Below are 20,178 nucleotides of genomic sequence, written 5' to 3' on the forward strand. Positions count from 1 at the left end.
CGGCTGCGCCGCGCCTCCTGCGGGCCGTTTCGGCGGTCGTTCTCCTGACTTGCCGACGTGGACCTGCTCGCCCCCACCGGGCCGCTCGGCCCCGACCGGCCCGGCTTGCTCGTCCGATGTCGGCAACTCCGGAGTTCGGCTGTGCTGCGCCTCCTGCCCGCCGTTTCGGCGGTCGTTCTCCTGACCTGCCGACGTGGATCTGCTCGACCCGCCCGCCCGCCCGCCCGCCCGGCCGCCCGGCCCGTGCCGCCTGGGTCACGGGACCGGCAGGCCACGGCGGCCCGAGCGGCCCGCCTGGCCCTCGACCTGCCCGTGCGAAGTCGACAACTCAGGAGTTCGGCTGCGCCGCGCCTCGAGAGGGCCGATTCGGCGGCCGTTCTCCTGAGTTGTCTACGTCGACGTCGGAAGCTCCGAGATCCGCTGCGGCGGAACGACGAACGGGCGTGCCTGATGCCGCCCGCCGCAGCGGCACCGCATCGACGGGCACGCCCGTCAGGACGCAGGAGGCGCGGTGAGCGCCCCCGCACCCGTCAGTGGGTCGACGGCTCCGTCTCGATCTCGGACCGGTCGCCCGACCAGAGGGTGTGGAACGTGCCCTCCTCGTCGACGCGCTGATAGGTGTGTGCCCCGAAGAAGTCCCGCTGTCCCTGGATGAGGGAGGCGGGCAGGCGTTCGGACGCGAGCGAGTCGTAGTACGACAGGGCCGAGGCGAACCCGGGCACGGGGATGCCCGAGAGGGCGGCCTTGGCCACGATGCGGCGCCAGGCCTCTTCGCCGTCCCGGACGGCCGCGGCGAAGTAGTCGTCCTCGAGCAGGGTCGCGATCGACGCGTCCTTCTCGTAGGCGTCGACGATGCGGTTGAGGAACTGTGCCCGGATGATGCAGCCGCCGCGCCAGATCTTGGCGATGGCGCCCTTGTCGATGTCCCAGTCGTACTCGTCGGCACCGGCGATGATGGCGTCGAAGCCCTGGGCGTAGGCGACGATCTTCGAGGCGTAGAGCGCCTTCTGCACGTCGTCCTCGAAGCCGTCGCCGGCCTCCTGGATCTCGGGCCGTCCCTGCAGGGTCTTCTGCACGGCCGAGCGCTGGGCGGGCTTCGACGACACGGCGCGGGCGAAGACGGCCTCGGCGATCCCACCGACCGGCACGCCCAACCCGACGCTGTTCTGCACGGTCCAGACGCCCGTGCCCTTGGAGCCGGCCTGGTCGACGATCGAGTCGACGAGCGGGCCGCCCGTCTTGGCGTCCGTCTGGCGGAGCACCTCGGCCGTGATCTCGATCAGGTACGACTCGAGCTCGCCCGTGTTCCACTCCTCGAAGACCGAGGCGATGGCGGCGGGCTCGTGGCCGCCCACCCGGCGCAGCAGGTCGTACGACTCGGCGATGAGCTGCATGTCGGCGTATTCGATGCCGTTGTGGATCATCTTGACGAAGTGGCCCGCGCCGTCGGCCCCGACGTGCGTGACGCAGGGCTCGCCCTCGGCCACCGCCGCGATCGACGCCAGGATCGGGCCGAGCGTCTCGTAGGCCTCCTTCGAGCCGCCGGGCATGATGGACGGCCCCTTCAGGGCGCCTTCCTCGCCGCCCGAGATGCCGGCGCCCACGAAGTTCAGTCCGCGCTCCTTGAGGGCGGCCTCTCGTCGGCGGGTGTCCTGGAAGTTCGCGTTGCCGCCGTCGACGATGATGTCGCCCTCGTCGAACACGTCGGCGAGCTGGCTGATGACGGCGTCGGTGCCGCGGCCGGCCTGCACCATGACGATCGCGGTCCGCGGCTTCTGCAGGGATGCGGCGAAGTCCTCGATCGACTTCGAGGCGATGAATCCGGCGTCACCGTGCTCGTCCATGAGGGTGTCGGTGCGCTCGGGGGAGCGGTTGTAGACGGCGACCGTGTTGCCCTCGCGACTGGCCAGGTTGCGCGCCAGGTTCGAGCCCATGACGGCCAGGCCGACGACTCCGATGTTCGCCTGGGCGGTGGACTGCGATGCTGCTCCGTGTTCGGTCACGGTGCCTCCTTCTCGGTCGGTGGTGTTCGCAGACTATGCCTCGGTGCCGAGCGTCCGACAGGCTCCGTCCGTACCCCTCCACGGCGGCTCGCCTAGGGTTGACGCAACCGTTTCCCCGATCGAAGGCCGTCCGTGACCGACCAGCCCCACCCCGCTCCCTTCCCGCCCGTCGTCGTGATGGGGGTCTCCGGATCGGGCAAGTCGACCGTGGGCGAGCTGTTGGCTGAGACCCTCGGCGTCCCGTTCGTCGACGCCGACGACCTGCACCCCGAGGCCAACCGGCTCAAGATGGCCGCCGGGCAGCCGCTCGACGACGACGACCGGTGGCCGTGGCTCCGCATCGTCGCCGACCGCATCGCCGCGGCGGGCGACGCCTCGGTGGTCGTCGCCTGCTCGTCCCTGAAGAAGGCGTACCGCGACGTCCTGCGGGAGGGCGACCCGCGCCTCCGGTTCGTGCACCTGACCGGCGTGCGGGACCTCGTCGCCCGACGTCAGCGCGAGCGCAAGGGGCACTTCATGCCGGCCGGCCTGATGGAGTCGCAGTTCGCCACCCTCGAGCCGCTGACCGACGACGAGGCTGGTTTCGAGGTCGACGTGGAGCCCGGTCCCGACGACGTCGTGGCGGCCGTGACGGCCCACCTCGGGGCCGTGCGACGAGGTGAGCTCGAGCACTGACGAGCCCGACTCGGGCGCTGAGGGGGCGCCCTCGCGGACGGACGAGCCGAGGAGGCGCGGGTTGGCGACACGCCCGGCCGACGTGTAGCCTTGGTAGCTGAACCTCGGCGAGGGGTGCTCCGGCACCCGTGATCGACGCGGTAGGCAGGCGCTCGGTGCTCACGCACCACTCGTGCAGCGGTGATCGTCCCTCGGGCGGCACCCCTCGGGTTGCGGGTCCTTCCTCACGCGATTCGCGTTCGAGTTGACACCGACCACACACCCCCGGGCCGTCACGGCCCCTGCAAGGAGACGACATGTCCGACCAGAACAACCTCAGCGCCCTCGTGCGCACCAGCTTCGGCAAGGGCGCGGCCCGCAAGATCCGTGCCAAGGACCAGATCCCCGCGGTCATCTACGGCCACGGCACCGACCCCCAGCACGTCACGCTGCCCGGTCACGAGACCATGCTGATCACGCGTCGTGCCAACGCCGTCATCACGCTCGACATCGAGGGCACGAACCAGCTCGCCCTCGTCAAGGACATCCAGCGCGACCCGGTCAAGCAGACCATCGAGCACATCGACCTCATCGTCGTCCGCCAGGGCGAGAAGGTCACCGTCGAGGTGCCCGTGCACGTCGAGGGCGAGTCGGCTCCCGGCACGATCCACGTCGTCGAGCTCAACGCCGTCGAGCTCGAGGTCGAGGCCACGCACATCCCGCAGAACGTCGTCGTCTCGATCGAGGGCCTCGAAGAGGGCGCCCAGATCTCGGCCGCCGACCTCGTGCTGCCCAAGGGCGCGACCCTGGTCAGCGAGCCCGAGACCCTCGTGCTCGCCGTCTCGGTGCCCCAGCTCGACCTGACGACCGACGCGGTCTCCGACGAGGACGGCGAGGCCGCCGAGGCCGAGGGCGACGTCGAGTCCATCGAGGACGAAGAGCGCTCCGAGTAACACGACGCAGCTCGAACACCCTGCCGGCGCAGACCCACTGAGAGAACGACGACCACGACGATGGCACTCGACGACCAGTGGCTCGTGGTCGGGCTCGGCAACCCCGGGCCCGGCTACGCCGGCAACAGGCACAACGTGGGGCAGATGGTCCTGGCCGAACTGGCCGACCGACTCTCCACCGGGTTCAAGAACCACCGCACGAACGCGACGGTCGCCGAGGGGCGCACCGCTCCCGGCGGCCCTCGCTTCGTGTTGGCCAGGCCCGCGACCTTCATGAACGTCTCGGGCGGGCCGACGCAGGCACTGTTGAAGTACTACGACCTCGACGTGTCGCGCCTCATCGTCGTCCACGACGAGCTCGACATCGACTTCGACGTCGTCCGGCTGAAGCACGGTGGCGGCCACGGCGGCCACAACGGCATCCGCGACATCATCGCCGCCACGGGGTCGAACGAGTTCACCCGGGTTCGGGTCGGCATCGGCCGTCCGCCCGGCAGGCAGCCAGCCGCCGACTTCGTCCTCAAGGACTTCTCCTCCACGGAACGCAAAGAACTTCCGTTCCTGGTCGCCGACGCGGCCGACGCGGTCGAGATGATCGCCACCGACGGGCTCACCGCGGCGCAGCTGAAGTTCCACACCGCGAAGAGCTGACGCGTCCGGAGCCCGGCCGACCACGGACGTGGTCGAGTCGCGGACCGCGACGAGCGGGTCCGTCCCGCCGGTGACCGACCTCCGGGCGCCTCCCGGTGTCGCCGACAGCGAACCCCGACCGCGGTGTCGTTGGTGCCGCGTAACATCGTCCGGGTGATACTCGCGGGCTTGATCCAGGCGCTCTCGCGCGCCTCCACGTTCTCTGCCGCCCTCGACCGGGCCGCACGCAGCACCGATTTCTCCGTCGTCGACGGCCTCCGCGTTCCCCTGCTGGCCGGTCTGCTCGACCGTCGCGAGGGTCCGCAGGCGATGCTGGTCGTCACGGCCACGGGTCGGGAGTCCGAGGCGGTGCGGGGGTCGCTCACCAGCTACCTGCCCGAGGCCGAGGTCATCGAGTTCCCCGCGTGGGAGACCCTGCCCCACGAACGTCTCAGCCCCAGCGCCGAGACGGTCGGCAAGCGGATCCACGCCCTGCGGCGTCTCGCCACCTGGCGGCAGGAAGCTGCCGAGGCGCCGGGTTCCGTCCGCCCCATCGTCGTCGTCGCCGGTGTGCGCGCCGCCCTCCAGCCGCTCAGCGACAACCTCGTCGAGCTCGACCCCGTGCGGCTCACCGTGGGCGAGCGCGGCCACGACCTCTCGGGCATCGCCGTCCATCTCGTCGACCTGGCGTACGCCCGGGTCGACATGGTCACCCGCCGTGGCGAGTTCGCCGTCCGCGGCGGCATCCTCGACGTGTTCCCGCCCACGGCCGAACACCCGGTGCGCGTCGACTTCTTCGGCGACGAGGTCGACCAGATCCGTCGGTTCTCCGTGGCCGACCAGCGAAGCCTGGACGGCGAGGTCACGTCGGTCGAGCTGCCGCCGAGTCGCGAGATGCTGCTCACCGAGGCGGTCCGTCAACGGGCTCGCGAGATGCAGCACGAGTTCCCCAGCCTCTCGCAGATGCTCGCGAAGATCGCCGAGGGCATCCCGGTCGAGGGCATGGAGAGCCTGGCACCCGCGCTCGTGCACCGGCTGGTGCCGGTGACGCACTACCTGCCGGCCGGCGCCTCCATCGTCGTCCTCTCACCCGAGCGGGTCGTGTCGCGCGCCCAGAGCCTGGCCGAGACGAACCGCGAGTTCCTGTCGGCCGCCTGGAACGCCGCGACGGCCGGTGCCGAGGCACCCATCGACCTCGACTCGGGCGACTTCCTCAGCCTCCGCGACCTGCGTGACGCAGCGGGCGACCGGTCCTGGTTCACGATGAGCGGCTTCGACTCGGGCGAGGTCCTGTCCGACGACGAGGCGGTCGCGGCGGCCGGCGACTACGTCCGCGTGGACGCGGCCGTCGTCCCGAGTTTCAGCGGACACGCCGAGGGGGCGCTCGAGCACGTCGTCGAGCGCGTGCGCGACGGCTGGTCCGTCGTCGTCACGGCCCGCGGCACGGGGCTCGTCGAGCGGGCCCGAGACGTCCTCGCCGAGCGCGAGGTCGCCGCCCGCCTCGAGGAGAGCCTGCCCGAGACCCTCGAACCCGGCGTCGTCCACCTCGTGGCCGGTGGTGTCGAGGCCGGTTTCGAACTGATGGAGTCCAAGATCGCCGTCCTCGGCGAGTCCGACTTCTACGGCCGTTCGGCCAACTACGACTCGCGGCAGGTCAAGAAGCTCGCGACCCGACGCAAGAACGTCGTCGATCCCCTCCAGCTCAAGCCGGGCGACGTCGTCGTGCACTCGACCCACGGCATCGGCAAGTTCCTCGAGCTCACCAGCCGCGAGGTGTCGAGCGGTGGCAAGAACGCCGTCAAGCACTCTCGCGAGTACCTCGTGCTCGAGTACGCGCCCTCGAAGCGCGGTTACCCCGGCGACAAGCTCTACGTCCCGACCGATCAGCTCGACCTGCTCAGCCGCTACGTGGGTGGCGAGGCCCCGACGCTCAGCAAGATGGGCGGCGGGGACTGGGCGGCCGCCAAGGGCAAGGCGCGCAAGGCCGTCCGCGACATCGCGGTCGAGTTGGTCAAGCTCTACTCGGCCCGCATGGCGAGCAAGGGCCACGCGTTCCCGCCCGACACCCCGTGGCAGCGCGAGCTCGAAGAGGCGTTCCCGTTCGCCGAGACCCCCGACCAGCTCACGACCATCGACGAGATCAAGGCCGACATGGAGCGCCCGATCCCGATGGACCGCCTGCTCTCGGGCGACGTCGGCTACGGCAAGACCGAGGTCGCCGTCCGAGCGGCGTTCAAGGCCATCCAGGACGGCAAGCAGGTCGTCATGCTCGTCCCGACGACCCTGCTCGTGAAACAGCACTTCGACACCTTCAGCGATCGCTTCGCCGGGTTCCCCGTGCACCTCCGGAGCCTCAGCCGGTTCCAGTCGGCGAAAGAGTCCAAGGAGACGATCGCCGGGCTCGGCGACGGCACCGTCGACATGGTCATCGGTACTCATCGACTGTTGAGCGAGGGCATCTCGTACAAGGACGTCGGCCTCGTCATCATCGACGAAGAGCAGCGTTTCGGCGTCGAACACAAGGACGCCCTGAAGAAGCTCAAGACCAACGTCGACATCCTGGCCATGTCGGCGACCCCGATCCCGCGGTCGCTCGAGATGGCCGTCACGGGCATCCGCGAGATGTCGACCCTGGCCACCCCGCCCGAGGACCGCCACCCGATCCTCACCTTCGTGGGCCCCGAGAGCGACCGGCAGAAAGCCGCCGCGATCCGGCGCGAGCTGCTGCGCGAGGGCCAGGTGTTCTACGTGCACAACCGCGTGTCGAGCATCAACCGCATCGCGGCGCAGATCGCCGAGCTCGTGCCCGAGGCCCGCGTCGCCGTCGCCCACGGCCAGATGGCCGAGTCGACGCTCGAGCAGGTGATGGTCGATTTCTGGGAGCGCAAGTTCGACGTCCTCGTGTCGACCACCATCATCGAGACCGGTCTCGACATCGCCAACGCCAACACGTTGATCATCGACCGGGCCGACAAGTACGGTCTGAGCCAGCTGCACCAGCTGCGTGGGCGGGTGGGTCGAGGCCGGGAGCGAGGCTACGCGTACTTCCTCTACGACGCCGACAAGCCGCTCAGCGAGACCGCACAAGACCGGCTCGAGACGATCGCCGCCAACAACGAGCTCGGTGCGGGCATGCAGGTCGCCTTGAAAGACCTCGAGATCCGTGGGGCCGGCAACCTGCTCGGCGGAGAGCAGTCGGGGCACATCGCCGGGGTCGGTTTCGACCTCTACCTCCGCATGATCGGTGAGGCCGTCAGTTCCTTCCGCGGGGACGTCGCCGAGGGGCAGACCGAACTCCGGCTCGAACTCCCGGTCGACGCCCACGTCCCCGAAGAGTACGTCGAGAGCGAGCGGCTGCGCCTCGAGGCCTACCAGAAGCTCTCGACAGCCAGCTCGCCCACCTCCACCGACGACCAGATCGACTCGGTGCTCGACGAACTCACCGACCGTTACGGTGAGCCCCCGGCACCCGTGCTGGCGCTGATCGAGGTCTCCCGCCTGCGTCGGGCGGCCCAGAAGGCAGGCCTCAGCGAGGTCGTGGTCATGGGCAGCAACCTGCGGGTCTCGGGCGTCGACCTGCCCGACAGCATGCAGGTCCGTCTGCAGCGGATGTACCCGGGTGCGCGGTGGTTCGCGCAGACGAACGCCGTCAGCGTGCCCCTGCCGCGAGCCCACGGGCAGGCACCGAGCGACGACGAGTTGATCGTCTGGGTCGAGCAGCTGCTGTCGGCGATCTACGCGGCCCCGGTCGCGCGTCCGGCGACCGACACGGCCGCGGCGAGCTGACCGTGTCGGGTCGCCCGGACGGAGCCCACGACGAGGAGGCGCGGGGCGCCTCCGAACCCGGGGCGGGCGCTCGGCTCGACGAGCTCGTCCGCGTGGTCGACGCCCTCCTCGCCGACGAGGGCGGCTGCGCCTGGAACCGTGCGCAGACCCCACGGTCCCTGATGACCTACCTCGTCGAAGAGACCTACGAGCTCGTCGAGGCGATCGAGGACGGCACCTCGGACGACGTCCGGGAAGAGCTCGGGGACGTGCTGTACCAGGTGGTCCTGCACGGCGCCCTGGCCGCCCGCGCCTCCTCGGGGTCGTTCGACCTCGCCGACGTCGTGCGTGACGTCGCCGAGAAGACCGTGCGGCGTCACCCCCACGTGTTCGGGGCAGACCGTGCCGACGACGTCGACGAGATCGTCCGACTCTGGTCGGCGGCGAAGGCCGACGAGAAGTCGCAGCGGACGAGTGCCTACGACGGCGTCCCCGTCGGGCAGCCCGCTCTCGCCCGCGCCCAGAAGCTCGATGCGCGACGGGCTGCCGCAGGTGGCGTCCGCCCCGAGCCCGATCGGGCACCGACCACGACGTCGGGCACGGAGGTGACGGGCACGGAGGTGACGGGCACGGAGGTGACGGGCACGGTGGCGACGGACGCCCGGGCCGAGTCGCGCGAACTCGCGTGGGGCCGAGCATTGCTCGCGCAGGTCGACGAGGCCACCGACCGGGGCATCGATGCCGAGCGCGCGCTCCGGGCCGCCGTGCGCGAGCGCGAGATTCTCCTGCGGCGAGACGAGGCCGAACCGGCCGAAGGCGGGTAGCTCGAGGGCGGCCAGGCGGAAGACGAGCAGCCCGAAGGCGGGCAACCCGGGGGCACCCAGGCCGAAGGCGGCACGATCGAGGGCCGTCCCGTCGAGCAGGTGCCCCCTCAACCCGAATGAGGGGGCACCTCGGCGTCGCCCGCTCAACCCGAATGAGCGGCGAGGCCGGCGCTCGTCCACCAGAGGGTCGGCCCGAGGGGCAGCGACCCGGTGGGGTCCGAGTGGTGTCCTCAATGTAGAGGATGTGTGTTGACATGTCAAAAGCCGACATGTCGGTCCACTCGGCGTCCCGCCCGGGGTGCTCGGGGGCCTCACGGGTGCCGGTCGACCGACCGGTCGGCCACGACAGACGTCTGTTATGGTCCACTACGACGACGGCGACCGCGCAGGGCGAGTACGACTCGTCGGCACGAAGGAGCGGCACCATGCCTCGCAAGCCTGATCCCACCCGCAAGCCCGAGCTCCTCGGCCAGATCCTCGAGCACCTCCGGGGTCGCTCCCTCGCCACCGTGTCGTTCCGCACCCTGGCCGAGGCCCTGGGGGTCAGCACGTACGTCTTCGTCTACCACTTCGGCAACCGGGCGGAGCTCATCGCCGAGATCGTCCGCGCGGTCGTCGCCCGCAACGACGCCTTGCTGTCGGTCGCGGTCTCCGAGCTCGACCGCGAGGCCTTCGGCAAGCACCTGGCCAAGGTCTGGCACGAGGTCACCACCGAGCGGGGCCGGGACCTGCACCGCCTCGAGCTCGAGGCGGCCCTGCTCGAGACCGTGGCGGGCGAGGTCGGCGGCACGGCCCGCGGGGCGGTCGGGCGATGGGTCGACCACGTGGCGGGCTGGGTCTCGGCGAACGGGGTCGCGCCGGCCGAGGCCAAGGTCGCGGCGCGGGTCTTCGTCGATGCGTTGTTCGGCCTGCAGTACGACGCCATCGTCTCGGGGGACGGACGTCGTGCGTCCGCAGCGTACAAACATGCCGTCGAGACCCTCGTCTCGCGCGTTCCTCAGCACTGACCCTGCTCGCCGTCGGCCTCGGGGTGGGTGGAACCTGATGGTGTCGGCGGGCGTCGGGTCGGGCTGAACCGGGCCGAGCGCTCAGCGCCCGGCCCGGCCAGGGCCCTCACCGCAGGGAAGGGAGGGCCGAGTGGTGTGACCGACACGCAACCCGATTCGCGCCGACCACCCGAGAAAACCATAACGTAGAATGTGACATGCCTGCAAGTCGGTACCGACGTCAGGGGTGCGGCGTCTCTGGGATGATGTCCTCATGCCGACCCCCGTCAACCCGCCGCGCGGCATGCGCGACCACCTGCCCGCCGACAAGAGGCGCCGCGAGGGCGTGCTCTCGGTCATCCGAGGCGTCTACCGCTCCTACGGCTTCGACGAGATCGAGACGCCCGTGGTCGAAGAGAGCTCGCGCCTCCATTCCGGGCTCGGGGGCGACAACGAGAAGCAGGTCTTCGCCGTCCTCCGGCGGGGCCTCGACCTCGACGATCTGCGGTCGGCCGAGAGCGTGCTCGGACTCGCCGACCTCGGACTCCGCTTCGACCTGACGGTGCCGCTCGCGCGCTTCTACGCGTCGCACCGAGCCGAGCTGCCGACGGTCTTCCGCTCCGTGCAGATCGCCCCGGTGTGGCGGGCCGAGCGTCCGCAGAAGGGCCGCTACCGCCAGTTCGTCCAGTGCGACATCGACGTCCTGGGAGAGGCCGGGCCGCTGGCCGAGATCGAACTGATCCAGGCCACGACCGCCGTGCTCGACGCCCTCGGCCTCACCGGCACGACGATCCGCGTGAACGACCGCCGCATTCTGCTGGCGATGCTCGCCCACTGGGCGGTACCCGAGGCGCTGACCGACCAGGCGCTGATCGTCGTCGACAAACTCGACAAGATCGGCGTCGACGGCGTCGTCGCCGAACTCGCCGACCTCGGCGTCACCACGCCGGGTCTCGGCGAGGCGCTCACCCAGCTGGCCGGCGCCTCCTGGGCCACCGGTGAGGCCACGGACGTCCCGTGGCTCGACCGTGCGGCGTTCGCCGACCTCGTCGCGCTGCGCGAGGCGCTGCCGGGCTCCACCCTCGAGTTCGATCCGACCCTGGTCCGCGGCATGGGGTACTACACGGGCACGATCTTCGAGATCGCCCACCCGGACGTGCCCTATTCGCTCGGCGGCGGCGGTCGCTACGACGGCATGATCGGACGCTTCCTCGGCAGCGACGTGCCCGCGGCCGGTTTCTCCCTCGGCTTCGAACGCCTCGTCGACCTCGTGACCCTCGAGGCCGACGGCGACGAGGGGCTCGCGGTGGTCTACGACAAGAAGGTCGAACCGGTCGAGCTGCTCGCCCTGCAGCGCGCGTTGCTGGCGGGCGGCGAACGGCGCGTGCGCCTCGAGAAGAAGGCCAAGAACTTCACCAACCAGCTCGACGGGCTGGCCGCGGCGGGGTTCGGCCGCTTCGTCACCGTGCGCGGGGGCGAGTCGGCCGCCGACCTCGAGGTCCGCACGATCGGCTGACCGTCGCCGACGGCTCCTCGCCACGAACCAGGGCAGGAGGCGCGGCTAAGCTGGGCCGCGGACCTCGCGTCCCCAGACGAACGACTACTAAGGAGCTCTCCAGTGGCAGCAATCGACGCCGTAGGCGCCCGCGAAATCCTCGACTCGCGGGGCAACCCCACCGTCGAGGTCGAGGTCTTGCTCGAGGACGGCACGGTGTCGCGTGCGGCCGTCCCCTCGGGTGCATCGACCGGGGCCTTCGAGGCCTACGAGCTGCGTGACGGCGACAAGAGCCGTTACCTCGGCAAGGGCGTGCTCAAGGCCGTCGCCGCCGTGATCGACGAGATCGGCCCCGAGGTCGAGGGGCTCGACGCCACCGACCAGCGCCTGATCGACCAGGCCATGATCGAACTCGACGGCACCGACAACAAGAAGCGTCTCGGCGCGAACGCCATCCTCGGCGTCTCGCTGGCCGTGGCCCGGGCGGCGGCCGACTCGGCCGACCTGCCCCTCTTCCGCTACCTCGGTGGGCCGAACGCGCACACGCTGCCCGTCCCCATGCTCAACGTCATCAACGGCGGTTCGCACGCCGACAGCAACGTCGAAATCCAGGAGTTCATGATCCTGCCGGTCGGCGCGTCCTCGTTCGCCGAGGCGCTGCAGTGGGGTGCCGAGACGTACCACGCCCTGAAGAGCGAGCTCAAGGCCAAGGGCCTCTCGACCGGTCTGGGCGACGAGGGTGGCTTCGCGCCGAACCTCGACAGCAACCGCGCCGCGCTCGACCTGCTCGTCGAGGCCATCACCAAGGCCGGCTTCACCCCGGGCAAGGACCTCGCCCTGGGTCTCGACGTGGCCTCGAGCGAGTTCTACGCGGACGGCAGCTACACCTTCGAGGGCGAGAAGCGCGACTCCACCTTCCTCGCGAACTACTACGCCGACCTCGTCGCGTCGTACCCCCTCGTCACCATCGAGGACCCGCTCGACGAGGACGACTGGGAGGGCTGGGCCCACCTGACGAGCGAGATCGGCTCGAAGACGCAGATCGTCGGCGACGACCTGTTCGTCACGAACCCCGAGCGACTCGCCAAGGGCATCAAGGCCGGCGCTGCCAACTCGATCCTCGTGAAGGTCAACCAGATCGGCACGCTGACCGAATCGCTCGACGCCGTCGCGCTCGCCCAGCGCAGCGGCTACACGACGGTCCTCTCGCACCGTTCGGGTGAGACCGAGGACACCACGATCGCCGACCTCGCCGTCGCGACCGACGCCGGCCAGATCAAGACCGGTGCCCCCGCCCGCAGCGAGCGCGTGGCGAAGTACAACCAGCTCCTCCGCATCGAGGAAGAGCTCGGCGACGCCGCGGTCTACGCCGGGTACAGCGCTTTCCCGCGCTTCTCCGCCTGACGCGACCCGCGCCTCCTCGGGGCCCGTCCTGCTCGTGCGGGGCGGGCCTCCGTCGTTCCCCAGAGACGTCCTTTAGGCTCGTCCCATGCCCCGTGAGACCGCGAACCGCCGTGTGCCGGTGACCCTGCCGACCGGCGAGACGCCGACGGGCCACTGGCTGCGGTCGATCCGGTTCTCGGGGTTCAGCGTGCTCATGCTGGTCATCCTGGTAATGTTCGTCGTCATCCTCGCGCCCTCGCTGCGCACCCTGGTGCAGCAGCAGCAGCAGATCGCGGCCCTCCAGGACGACGTCCGGCAGCAAGAGCAGTCCGTCGACGAGTTGAAAGAAGACGTCGCGCGATGGAGCGATCCGGCGTACATCGAGGCCCAGGCACGCGACCGCCTGCTCTACGTCTACCCGGGTGAGTACAGCTACCTCGTGATGGGCGACGACGCGGCCCAGGCGCCCGGCACGGCTCCCGGCACCGGCACGACGATCAGCGACTCGCTCCAGACGCCCCAGGTCGACTGGGTGGCGGCGATGACGGCCTCGGTGCTCGACGCCGGGCTGAGCGACGAGCCCGCGACCGAACTCGTCGCCCCCGACATCAGCGGCAGCCAGGTGCCCGCCCCGACCTCCGAGCAGACAGGTGGCACGCCGTGACCACGCCCCCCTTCGACCCCGTGACCGACCACGACGTCCGTGTCGTGACCGCCCAGCTCGGGCGGCCCGCGCGCGACGTCATCGGCATCGCCGCGCGCTGCGTCTGCGGCGCACCCACCGTCGTGGCGACGAAACCGCGGCTGACCGACGGCACGCCCTTCCCCACGCTCTACTACTTGTGCCACCCCGGTGCCACGGCTGCCGTGTCGACCCTCGAGGCCACCGGGGTGATGGCCGAGTTCACCGAGCTCCTCGAGTCCGACCCCGAGTTGCGAAGCCGATACCACGCCGCGCACGAGGCGTACCTGGCCGACCGCGAGGGCATCCAGCACGTGGACGAGATCGACCACGTCACGGCGGGTGGCATGCCCGAGCGGGTCAAGTGCCTGCACGCCCTCGTCGGTCACTCGCTGGCGGCCGGGCCGGGGGTCAACCCCTTCGGCGACCTCGCCCTCGAGCGGGCGTCGTGGAGTCCCGACGTGTGCCGGTGCCCCGACTTCCTGGCCGACGACCAGCAGGCCGCCGCCTCGCCCGAGATCGGTGGGGGAGCCTGACGCGCGTGCGCCGTTCCGGGGGGTTCGTGGTGGCGATCGTGCTGGGGGCCCTCGTCGCTGCCGTCGTGCCGGCGTCGGCCGCATCGGCCGACCAGGTCCGCGATGCCGAGTACTGGCTCGCCGACTACGGCATCCAGCGGGCGTGGCAGACCACACGGGGGGCGGGGACGACCGTGGCCGTGATCGACACCGGCGTCGATTCGTCGGTGCGTGAACTCCAGGGCGTCGTCGTCGGCGGCACCGACGTGTCGGGGCTCGGCTCGGCCGACGGTCAGACGCCCGTCGGCGACGACCCGAACCACGGCACGCTGGTCGGATCGATGGTCGCCGGCCGTGGCACCGGGTCCGGCGACGGCGTGATCGGCGTCGCGCCCGAGGCCGACCTGCTCTCGGTGTCGGTGGGCTTCGGCTCGTCGGCGGTGGACTCCGACGACCAGATCGCCCGGGCGGTGCGCTGGGCGGTCGACGCCGGGGCGGACGTCATCAACATGTCCCTGACCCGCAACACGCTCGACTGGCCGACCAGCTGGGACGACGCCTTCCTCTACGCCATGCAGCACGACGTCGTCGTCGTCGCGGCGGCCGGCAACCGCGGCAGCGGCACGACCGAGGTCGGCGCGCCCGCGACCATGCCGGGCGTCCTCACCGTCGCCGGTGTGGATCGCCAGGGCACGGCGAGCTTCGACGCGTCGAGCCAGGGCATCACGATCGGTGTGGCCGCCCCGAGCGAGGACCTCGTGGGTGTCGGTCCCGGTGACGTCCACTACAGCTGGAGCGGCACGAGCGGTGCCACGCCCCTCGTGGCGGGCATCGTCGCCCTCGTGCGCAGTGCCCATCCCGAGCTCGACGCCGACGACGTCATCAACCGCGTCGTCGCGACGGCCACGCCGAAGGGCGCCACGACACCCGACCCGCTGTACGGGCACGGTCTCGTCGACGCGGCCGCGGCCGTCACGGCCTCGGTGCCGACGGTCGCCGAGAACCCCATGGGCGACCTGGCCGAGTGGATCCGGGTGCACCGGCGGGCGGACGTGCCGGCGCCGTCGGCGCAGGCGACGAACCCGACCGTCGAGGCCCCCGTGCCGACACCGGTGACCGATCCGGGTCAGCCGTTGGCGGTCCTGCTGCCCACGGTCGAGACCATGAGGTCGACGGGCATCCCGTTGATCGTCCTCACGGTCTTCGGGGGAGCGGCCGTCCTCGTCGTCGTCGGGGCGGTCCGCCAGTTCAGGCGTGCGCGGCGCTCGGGGTAAGGTCGTCTGCGACACCCCCATCTCAAGGAGACATTCGCCGTGCCCAAAATCCTGATCGTCGGCGGCGGCTACGCCGGTTTCTACACTGCCTGGAAGCTCGAGAAGTGGTTGCGCGCGGGTGAGGCCGAGGTCACGATCGTCGACCCGCTGCCCTACATGACGTACCAGCCGTTCCTGCCCGAGGTCGCCGCCGGGTCGATCGAGCCGCGCCACGCGGTCGTCGCCCTCCGCCGCCACCTCAAGAAGACGAACGTCGTCACGGCCAAGGTCACCGGCGTGGACCACGCCTCGAAGACCGCCACGATCACGCCCGAGGTGGGCGACGCGTGGACGATGCAGTACGACCAGATCGTCATGACGGCCGGCGCCGTGTCCCGCACCTTCCCGATCCCGGGCGTCGCCGACGAGGCCATCGGCCTCAAGACCATCGAAGAGGCCGCCGCGATCCGCGACAAGGTGCTCACGAACTTCCAGAAGGCCGCCAACCTGCCGGCCGGTCCCGAGCGCGACCGCCTGCTCACGGTCGTCGTGGTCGGCGGTGGCTTCGCCGGCATCGAGGTCTTCGCCGAGCTGCGCAGCTTCGCCAGCGACCTGCTCAAGAACTACCCCGACCTCACCATCGACGACACGCACTTCCACCTCGTCGAGGCGATGGGCCGCATCATGCCCGAGGTCTCGCTCGAGACGAGCCACTGGGTGCTCAAGAACCTCGCCGAACGCGCCGCGACGGTCCACCTCGACACGCAGCTGCAGTCTGCGGTCGGCGGGAAGATCGAACTGTCCACGGGCGAGTCGTTCGAGTCCGACCTCATCGTCTGGACGGCCGGCGTCATGGCCAACCCGATGGTCCGCGGCACCGACTTCCCGCTTGAACAGCGCGGACGCATCACCGTCAAGGCCGACCTTCGCATCGTCGACGGTGAGACCGTCGTTCCCGACGCCTGGGCCTGTGGTGACGTCGCCGCCACCCCCGACCTCACCGGGAAGGGCGTGGGCGGCTTCTGCGTGCCGAACGCCCAGCACGCCGTCCGCATGGGCAAGCGTCTCGCGAAGAACATCGTCGCCTCGCTCCGCGGAGAAGGACTCGTCGACTACAAGCACGAGAACCTCGGAGCCGTCGCCGGCCTGGGGCTGAACGTCGGCGTCTTCCAGAGCGGCAAGTTCGCCATGAAGGGCTTCCCGGCCTGGGCCGCCCACCGCGGGTACCACGGCCTGGCGATGCCCTCCTTCGAGCGTAAGTTCCGCGTCGTCGGCGGTTGGTGGAACAACTTCTGGTTGGGACGCGACATCGTCTCGCTCGACAACCGTGAGCGTCCCCGGGCGGCCTTCGAAGAGTTCGCCTCGCGTCCCAAGGCGGCTGTCGAGACGCCCGCCGAGGCTCCCGCGCCCGCATCCGTCGGTGCCGGCCAGCCCGCCGGCGAGGCGGGGCCCGCGTACGCGAACCCGGTCGAGGACGACGGAACGGCCAAGAAGGGCACGGCCGAGGTCGGCGAGGCAGCGACCGGTACTCCTCGCAAGGCGCCCGCGCGCAAGCCCGCCGCCAAGTAGGAGATCACCGGCGAGACCTCGGTGACCGACGGGGTGCCCGCCTCCGAGTGACCCTCGAGCACGTCCGAGACGCCCGCCCGCTGCCTGCAGCGTGGCGGGCGTCCGCGTCTCGTAGGCTGGTCGCTCGGGCCCCCGTAGCCCAATCGGCAGAGGCAGGCGACTTAAAATCGCTTCAGTCAGGGTTCGAGTCCCTGCGGGGGCACGCGCCGCCCCTCGCGGGGCCCGTGTCGCCCCGCGGTGGCGAGGTCGCATCTGCCCCGGCACGCGGTGTCGATCGCGGCCGGGCCCCTGCGGGACGCAGGCGCCTCGCGGACGAACCCGCCCGCGCCTCCTGCTCTCGCGTAGGCCCCCGCCCGCGCCTCCTTCTCTCGCCCCCGCCTCCTGCTCTCGCCTAGGCCCCGAGCCCGAGCCCGAGCCCGCGCCCTCGCCCGCGCCTCCTGCTCTCGCGTAGGCCCCCGCCCCCTCGCCCGCTCGTCCGTTCCCACCCCGTAGCCCCGCCAGCTCTGCCAGCCAGACCGCCCGCCCGACCGCCCGCCCGCGCGGCGCGAGCATCGTCGGCAACTCAGGAGATCGGCGTGCTCCGGGGCACGTCGCGCGCGTTCCGGCGTCGTTCTCCTGAGTTGCCGACTTCAGGCGTCCGGCCGGCGGTCGCGTCCGCCGTGTGGCCGCATCGCCTCGGCCCCTGTCGCGCGCTGTCCGCCCGCGTGTTCCGCTCCGCCGCCCCCTGCCGCGCCCCGAGCTACCTCGCCGCACCCTGCCGGCCGCGCTCAGCCCTGCTCTGCCGCGCTCTGCCCCGCTCCGCCCTGTCCCTGTCCCTGCCCCGCCCCGTTCCGCCCTGCCCCGCTCCGCCCTGCCCTGCCTGGCCCCGCTCCGCCCTGCCCTACCCTGCCCTGCTCCGTCTGCCCTGCCCTGCCCTGCTCCGTTTGCCCTGCCCTGCCCCGCCCGCCCTGCCTAGCCCCGCCCTGCTCTACGTCGACAACTCAGGAGATCGGAGGATCGGCAGGCCGTTTCCGTCCGTTCGTGCATCGGTTTCCTGATTTGCCGACGACGACGACGACGACGGCGGCGGCAGGCAATGCGGCAAGTCCGGGACCACCGGCAGCCCGACGGCCTGGCAGCCGTCCGCGCGACATCCGCCGCCCCGCCCGCCGCCGCCCCGACCGCCGTCGCGTGGACCGCAGTCGGGACGGCCGGCGACGGAGGCGCGTCAGGTCAGGCGTCGTCGGTGTCGATCTCGACGAACGACGTCCAGAGCCAGGCCGCGACGCAGAGGCCCGCGGTCACGGCGGCGGCCACGACCGCGCCTCCGACCGGGAAGGACGACGAGCCGCCCGTGAGCACGGCGGCGGCCGCCGTGACGCCGACGACCGTGAGCGCCACGTGCAGCGGGCGCGACCAGGCCCAGAGGCGTCGACCCGGCAGGGAGCCCACCGGCACGAGCGCGAGCACGAGCGATCCGAGCCCGGTCAGGCAGACCGTCGCGCTCGTCTCGAGGGCCAGCTCGGTGAAGAACCCACCGGTGGCGGGGAGGGCGCCGTGGACGGCCCAGGCTCCGGCCGCCACGACCACCAGGGCGGCGACCTGGACGAGCGCGAGCAGCCCTGCTTCTCGATCGCCCACCTCACCGGTCCGGCCGTGGTGCGCCTCCGACCTGGGCGCTGCGGCGAGGCTTCCGACGAGCACCACCCCGAGCACGAGGGGCGGGTCCAGGCCGAGCGACCGCGTCACCGCGCAGGCGACGACGGCGACGAGGAGGAGGCGCGGTGACATGCGGATGCGCGCCTCGCGGTCCGGGGAACGCCCCATCACCAGGGTGGGGACGACGACCGCGAGCACGTTGACCAGGGCGACTCCGACGACGATCCCGGCGAACAGGCGTGCGTAGCGGACCTCGTCGTCGAGGCCGGCCGCCAGCCCGACCACGGCGGCTCCGGCCGCGATGGTCAACCCAGCGGCGAGGCGCGGGTCGAGTGTGGCGGTCGAGAACGAGGTCGGGAGTTCCCGACGACGGTTCCGGCCGGTGAGCCGCGGGGCGCGCGGCGCGAGGCGACCTCGCATCGCCGTGGCCAGCAGACGTGCCGGGGCGACGACGAGCAGCACGAACGCGGCTGCGAGGCCGAGAGCGATCAACCATCCCGTCCCGGTCATCGTCCGGCCGAGGGACGGCAGGTCGCGACCGAACGTCGTCGCGGCCGCCCAGGAGTCCGCCGTCGGTGTGGAGGCTTCGGGTGGTACCTCGCCGTCGCCACCGGGAGCGCCTCCCGGCCCGTCACCGGTCCCCGGGGCTCCGGGCGTCCCGGGAGACGGCTCGGAGGGGACGGCGCCCCCGGACGCGCCGGGCGCCGCCGTCGGTGCCGGAGCGGCCGAGGACGAAGGAGGCGCGGGCTGCGCGGCCGACGACGTCACCGTGATCGAGATGCCCGCGCTGGGCGGCCCGACGTTCACCGACGGGTCGATCTGGGCGGCCTGGACCACGTGCTCTCCGTCGGCGAGGGCGGCGTCGGACGACGTGCAGGCCCACGCGCCGCCGGAGACCGTGGCCTGACAGACGGGGGTGCTGTCGACGTAGGCGGTGACGGTCGCGCCGTCTTCTCCCGTCCCCGAGAAGGTGAGCGGTTGCGAGGCGACCCGTTCGCCGGCCCGGGGCGAGAGCACGGCCGGCGGGGCGGGTGGGTCGCGGTCGATCGTGACGGTGACGCCGGTGGAGGTCGAGGACCGGGGCACGGCGGGAACGGAGTCCGAGGACTGGGACGCCGTGACGGTGTACCGGCCGGTCGGCCAGGTCGCCGACGGGAGGACCGCCGACCAGGCCCCGGCGCCGTCGGCCGTCGCCGAGACCGGCGCCGCGCCTCCGCCGACGATGATGCGGGCACCGGGGAACGCGGTGCCCGCGACCTTGCCACCGACGGCGGGTCCGCCCTGGACCGTGGGAGGGCCGAGCACCGAGAACGGAGCGCTGACGGCGTCGTCGACCACGGCGGCATTCGTCACGTCTCGGACCGTGAGGGTCTGGTCGGCACCGTCCTCCAGCGTCACCGGGCACGACCAGGGGACGCCGGCCGGGTCACCGGTGGGCAGGATGACCTCGCAGAGGGCTCGACTGGGGACGCGGGGGTCGAGCACCCTCACGGTGGCTCCGGGCGTGCCGGTCCCGCCGACCACGACGGCGTTCACGTCCCGGTCTCCGACGTCGCCGATCGTGGGTGCGACCGGACCGGGAGGGGACTGGCCGAGCGACGGGCCGGGTGCGGGAGTACCCGACGGGCTGCCCGCGGCGAGCGCGCCGACTCCGCCCGTCAGGGCGAGCGAGAGACCCAGCACGACCGTCGCAAGGGTCGAGGCGACACGTCGTCCGTGTCGCGGCTCGACCACGAGCCGTCCGTCGACGGGGGTCGACGGACGCGGGGGACGCAGGGTCGGCGGCTCGAACACTGTCACCCATTCAGCACGTTCGCGGGGTACAAGT

At 71.6% G+C, this 20,178-nt stretch carries 14 protein-coding genes and 1 tRNA gene; 13 read left to right on the forward strand and 2 right to left on the reverse strand.

The genetic code is table 11. The features are described 5' to 3' along the window. Positions 1-530 precede the first annotated feature (530 nt). Positions 531-1,934 carry an NADP-dependent phosphogluconate dehydrogenase gene (gene gndA / locus OVA02_RS05640; RefSeq protein ID WP_123571738.1) on the reverse strand — a complete coding sequence of 468 codons (1,404 nt, stop codon included), beginning with the start codon at positions 1,932-1,934 and terminating at the stop codon, positions 531-533. 201 nt (positions 1,935-2,135) lie between these two features. On the opposite strand from gndA, the gene OVA02_RS05645 reads away from it, so the two are divergent. The 13 genes from OVA02_RS05645 (at position 2,136) to OVA02_RS05705 (ending at position 16,914) form a co-directional block, all read left to right on the forward strand. Beyond that, on the forward strand, positions 2,136-2,678 hold the full coding sequence (locus OVA02_RS05645) for a gluconokinase (RefSeq protein WP_267659389.1): 543 nt from the start codon (positions 2,136-2,138) through the stop codon (positions 2,676-2,678). Positions 2,679-2,974: 296 nt separating this feature from the next. Continuing rightward, on the forward strand, positions 2,975-3,610 hold the full coding sequence (locus OVA02_RS05650) for a 50S ribosomal protein L25/general stress protein Ctc (protein ID WP_056048841.1): 636 nt from the start codon (positions 2,975-2,977) through the stop codon (positions 3,608-3,610). A 60-nt stretch (positions 3,611-3,670) separates the two neighbouring features. Then, positions 3,671-4,261, forward strand: a complete 591-nt coding sequence (gene pth / locus OVA02_RS05655; protein ID WP_123571603.1) for an aminoacyl-tRNA hydrolase — start codon at positions 3,671-3,673, stop codon at positions 4,259-4,261. Positions 4,262-4,414: 153 nt separating this feature from the next. Then, positions 4,415-8,026 (forward strand): transcription-repair coupling factor, encoded by a 3,612-nt coding sequence (gene mfd, locus OVA02_RS05660; RefSeq protein WP_159827150.1) that lies wholly within the window; start codon positions 4,415-4,417, stop codon positions 8,024-8,026. Between the two features lie 2 nt (positions 8,027-8,028). Next, positions 8,029-8,829 carry a MazG nucleotide pyrophosphohydrolase domain-containing protein gene (locus OVA02_RS05665; RefSeq protein WP_267659390.1) on the forward strand — a complete coding sequence of 267 codons (801 nt, stop codon included), beginning with the start codon at positions 8,029-8,031 and terminating at the stop codon, positions 8,827-8,829. 425 nt (positions 8,830-9,254) lie between these two features. After that, entirely contained in the window at positions 9,255-9,836 is a 582-nt protein-coding gene (locus tag OVA02_RS05670) for a TetR/AcrR family transcriptional regulator (RefSeq protein ID WP_056048830.1), read from the forward strand. Between the two features lie 253 nt (positions 9,837-10,089). After that, positions 10,090-11,331 carry a histidine--tRNA ligase gene (gene hisS / locus OVA02_RS05675; RefSeq protein WP_159827144.1) on the forward strand — a complete coding sequence of 414 codons (1,242 nt, stop codon included), beginning with the start codon at positions 10,090-10,092 and terminating at the stop codon, positions 11,329-11,331. A gap of 102 nt (positions 11,332-11,433) precedes the next feature. Beyond that, positions 11,434-12,714, forward strand: coding sequence for a phosphopyruvate hydratase (eno, locus tag OVA02_RS05680; RefSeq protein ID WP_267659391.1), 1,281 nt, complete (start codon positions 11,434-11,436; stop codon positions 12,712-12,714). Between the two features lie 85 nt (positions 12,715-12,799). Further along, positions 12,800-13,357, forward strand: a complete 558-nt coding sequence (locus OVA02_RS05685; RefSeq protein WP_056048823.1) for an FtsB family cell division protein — start codon at positions 12,800-12,802, stop codon at positions 13,355-13,357. Then, positions 13,354-13,911, forward strand: a complete 558-nt coding sequence (locus OVA02_RS05690; RefSeq protein ID WP_123571598.1) for a DUF501 domain-containing protein — start codon at positions 13,354-13,356, stop codon at positions 13,909-13,911. Before OVA02_RS05685 ends, OVA02_RS05690 begins: the two co-directional genes overlap by 4 nt. 5 nt (positions 13,912-13,916) lie before the next feature. Continuing rightward, positions 13,917-15,164: a S8 family serine peptidase gene (locus OVA02_RS05695; RefSeq protein ID WP_267659393.1), complete on the forward strand. Its 1,248-nt coding sequence runs from the start codon at positions 13,917-13,919 to the stop codon at positions 15,162-15,164. Between the two features lie 39 nt (positions 15,165-15,203). After that, positions 15,204-16,712, forward strand: coding sequence for an NAD(P)/FAD-dependent oxidoreductase (locus OVA02_RS05700; protein ID WP_173152865.1), 1,509 nt, complete (start codon positions 15,204-15,206; stop codon positions 16,710-16,712). Between the two features lie 128 nt (positions 16,713-16,840). After that, positions 16,841-16,914, forward strand: a tRNA-Leu gene (locus tag OVA02_RS05705). 1,010 nt (positions 16,915-17,924) lie between these two features. On the opposite strand, the gene OVA02_RS05710 is transcribed toward OVA02_RS05705, so the two are convergent. Next, positions 17,925-20,144 carry an Ig-like domain-containing protein gene (locus OVA02_RS05710; RefSeq protein WP_267659394.1) on the reverse strand — a complete coding sequence of 740 codons (2,220 nt, stop codon included), beginning with the start codon at positions 20,142-20,144 and terminating at the stop codon, positions 17,925-17,927. Positions 20,145-20,178 lie beyond the last annotated feature (34 nt).

This window comes from Frigoribacterium sp. SL97 (assembly GCF_026625765.1).
Classification (GTDB): domain Bacteria; phylum Actinomycetota; class Actinomycetes; order Actinomycetales; family Microbacteriaceae; genus Frigoribacterium.